The sequence below is a fragment of the uncultured Legionella sp. genome (genome assembly GCF_937871865.1).
Classification (GTDB): domain Bacteria; phylum Pseudomonadota; class Gammaproteobacteria; order Legionellales; family Legionellaceae; genus Legionella.
In genome coordinates, this window is record NZ_CALMPD010000173.1 from 1 (window position 1) to 3,593 (window position 3,593).

Here is a 3,593-nt window from a genome sequence, read left to right on the forward strand (position 1 = left end):
TGCATCTGCGAAAGCAATCAGCTCATTATAACTGATGGCACAGTAAGCTCCGTTGTTTTGTGCCAAATTTTTATCCAGGCAATCTGCTGAACTTCCATCGGAAGAAGGATAGTCCATAAAACGCAATGCCTTTCCAAATGAATCGCGCACGATGGTTTCCCCAATGCCCCAGGTTACTTCATTGGCATGAGGATAGGCCTTATTATACATTTGAGGATTGGTCTCCAAAAGATACGCTCGCGAGGCTTGCCCCGCCATATCAGATAAAGACTCATTAAGAGCACCTGATTGATCATGATATTCAAGGCCAGAATGTTGTTCTGTGAAACCATGAGTAACTTCATGTCCCGCAACATCCAAAGAAACCAAAGGATAAAAATCGTCCCCATCACCAAAGGACATGGCTTCTCCGTCCCAAAATGCATTATCATAGCTCTGGCCAAAATGCACTCTCATGACAAGTTTCATTGGTGAACCATTGGCATGCTGTAACGCATTTAATCCATACCAATCCTGATACATATTCACAATAGTATGACCAAAGTAGTACGCATCATTACGCGGAGAAAACGCCCCATTTACATTTTCTTCTGTATTTTGATTGCAGGGATATTCAAAAGGGGCATTGATAAAATTTCCCCAATCCCATTTGAATGCCAGGTTAACCAGCTTCACTTTCGAGTTATCCATCACGCATTGACTTCCCTTTTGCGTCACATCCAATGCAGGAAGCCCGTCTTTGCCATACCAATATTCATGGACTTTTTCATTGCCACCAGGGCCACTGTCCAAATAGGTTTTAATGTTGTTCCATTGTTGGATCACAGCGCCTGAATGAGCATCGATAACGATAAAAGGCCACGCAGGCTTACCTTCTTCCAGAGTACTTTTAAAAGAAATTAAATAAACCAGCTGCAAGTCATCGTTTTGATCTGGCCTAATCTGCAACTCTGTTTTCTCTTTTTGGATATCTGCCTGAGGATTTACTAACAAATAAGTGGTTTTAGCTAACTCCATCGCATCATCAGCACTAAGCGAAGGATTGATATCAATCTGAATGTCATCTATTAAATGTCCATTAACTTCAGCAGCCCCATTGTTGAAGCTGGCTTGTTTTTTGCCCTTGGAAATCATCACTTGAGAGCCCACAACAGGGATGCCTTTGTATAATTGCTGATAACGAGTAATGATCGTATTGCCTTCCTCCGTTTGATTCATTTGCTGCAATGCATTGTTTTTAGGAGTAGAACTCAAGGTTCGAAGAGTTTTGGCAGGTACCTGCGTCAGAGGAAAATCATTAATGCTCTTTAGTGGTGCTTTATATAAATCAACATCACTGGCAGCGAAAAGACAAGGGGAAGTGAATATCAAGGATAAAACAGCGATTTTTTTTAACATGAAAACCATCCAAAAAAACCAAATCGACCACATGCTGTCACAAATAAGCCCACAATGCAATATTTTTTATCGATAACAACATCATAGATCGCTGCGACTGTAGCCATTAATTTAACGTCAGTTATGGATAAGCATATTAAGAAATATCGTAAAACCATCGCGGTTGACATTTTGAGAGTTTGAGCCAAAATGGGCTGAATCTAGAGCATCATTGCTACTGACTTTATCAAGGATGAATTAACTGATGAAAAGTATAAAAAAATATGTCCTGATTGGACTAGGCTTATTAACCAATTTATCCCAGGTATTTGCCGGGCCCGTAGAACTCTTCATGCAAAAAAAATTGGAGCATCAAGCGCCCTTAGCAGCCCAGTCCATAAAACAAGCTCAATTCACCCAACGTATTGATCATAATAATCCTGACCAGGGTACTTTTGCTCAACGCTACTACATCGATGAAACCTATGGACCTAAAGCCAATGATCCGGTATTTTTTTATATCTGTGGGGAATCCACCTGCACTCCCCGCTCATTAAACGGCGCTATAAGAAGTTATGCCAGAAAACATCATGCGAAATTGATTGCGCTGGAACATCGCTATTACGGTGAAAGTTTACCCTTTTCATCCTTTTCAACATTCGATCTTCGTTTTTTATCAACAGAAACAGCACTTGATGATTTAGCCTATTTTCAACGCCAAATGAGCAAAGAACGGCAATGGACGGGAACATGGATTGCTTTTGGCGGTTCTTATCCTGGTTCTTTATCTGCCTATTATCGCTTGAAATACCCCTATCTGGTCGCAGGCTCACTTGCCTCATCAGCCCCGGTTATGGCTAAAGAAGATTTCTATGAGTACGATGCCCACGTAGCCAAAGTCGCTGGTCCATTATGTGCAGAGCAAATGCGCTCTGTTGTCACATCAGTAGAGGACACCCTCGATAAGCCAAAGCAACTGGAGCAAATGAAGGCACTTTTTGCAGCAACAGAAGTTCATGATCCGGTGGACTTTTTATATTTGATTGCAGACACTGGAGCTGCTGCAATTCAATACGGGATGAGAGATTCATTTTGCACAGCTTTGTCCTCAACAGAAACACCGCTGATGGGTTATGCACATTTTGCCCAAGAACTTTATAAAACAATGAATGTTTCTGCCGTAGACATGACCGCCCAAGGAGCAATGAGTGAAAATCCAGCGGATTATAATAATGGAGTAGGAATGCGGCAGTGGTTTTTTCAGTCATGCACCGAATATGGGTATTGGCAAAATGCAAACCATGATGCCTCTCAATCAACTCGATCATCGTTAATTAACCTGGATTATCATCGCCATCTGTGTCAGCGTTTATTTGATATCAATACACCGGTCAATACCGAAAAGCGGAATCATACGTTTTATTTTCCCTTAATGGATGACCTGGTATCCAACATTTATTTTACCAACGGTGCCAATGATCCCTGGTCTGTTTTGTCTCTATCCGAACACAATGGTAATGCAGTTAATTTAAAACTCACCTATCATTTAATCGAAGGAGCAGCACACTGTGACGATTTACATAGCCCCAAAGCATCTGATTCAGAATCATTGGTTACAGCGCGTACGATAATGAATACCCTGTTGGAACAATGGCTTAACAAGAAACCCACACGAAACGCCTAGCAGAGCTCCTGTTCTCATGAATAAAAGCCCGAATCTGGAACAGAATCCGGGCTTTTATTAAAAGGTGGACGTCTAAAACAGACCATTACGAAAATCGTCAATTGCCTGCATTATTTCCTCAGGTGTATTCATCACAAAAGGACCATGTCGAACAACCGGCTCCTTTAGTTTTGTTGCGGCGATTAACAAGCACTGACTGGATTCAATGCCCGTCATCACCAAAGTATCCCCTTCAGTGAATACAGCAAGAACGCCTTTACTGATGTGTACTTCTCCCACAGAGACAACCCCGGACAAAACAAATAAAATGACCTGAGACTCTGGAGCAATGCTCTGGGAAAAACGCACTTCTTCAGGTAATTTAATATCAAAAAACAAGGGATTGGTTGTACTGGCTTTGATTGTTGAACGAGTTCCTTGATCGGTACCACCAGCAATTACTTTCACAATAAGGCCAGACTCATGAGCTTCAACAGGGAATTGAGCGCTGGATTGTTCCTGATATTGGGGCTCCCTCATTTTTTGATATTAA

The 3,593-nt window shown here is 41.7% G+C and carries 3 protein-coding genes; 1 reads left to right on the forward strand and 2 read right to left on the reverse strand.

Annotation, left to right across the window (positions count from 1 at the left end; genetic code table 11):
* Nucleotides 1-1,398 (reverse strand): M4 family metallopeptidase (locus Q0495_RS09520; protein WP_298625367.1); only part of this gene is annotated, 1,398 nt, incomplete at its 3' end.
* A 244-nt stretch (nt 1,399-1,642) separates the two neighbouring features.
* Between Q0495_RS09520 and Q0495_RS09525 the strand changes: the two genes are divergently transcribed.
* Complete coding sequence (locus Q0495_RS09525; protein WP_298625370.1) at nt 1,643-3,061, forward strand: S28 family serine protease; 1,419 nt, start codon at nt 1,643-1,645, stop codon at nt 3,059-3,061.
* 72 nt (nt 3,062-3,133) lie between these two features.
* Here Q0495_RS09525 and Q0495_RS09530 read toward each other — a convergent pair whose 3' ends face one another.
* Nucleotides 3,134-3,580, reverse strand: a complete 447-nt coding sequence (locus tag Q0495_RS09530; protein WP_298625373.1) for a pirin-like C-terminal cupin domain-containing protein — start codon at nt 3,578-3,580, stop codon at nt 3,134-3,136.
* Between the last annotated feature and the right edge of the window lie 13 nt (nt 3,581-3,593).

What these genes read in the sequence shown, in the direction of transcription:
- Q0495_RS09525 (WP_298625370.1), top strand. Translation starts at nt 1,643, where the DNA reads ATGAAAAGTATAAAAAAATATGTCCTGATTGGACTAGGCTTATTAACC.
- Q0495_RS09530 (WP_298625373.1), bottom strand. Translation starts at nt 3,580, where the DNA reads ATGAGGGAGCCCCAATATCAGGAACAATCCAGCGCTCAATTCCCTGTT.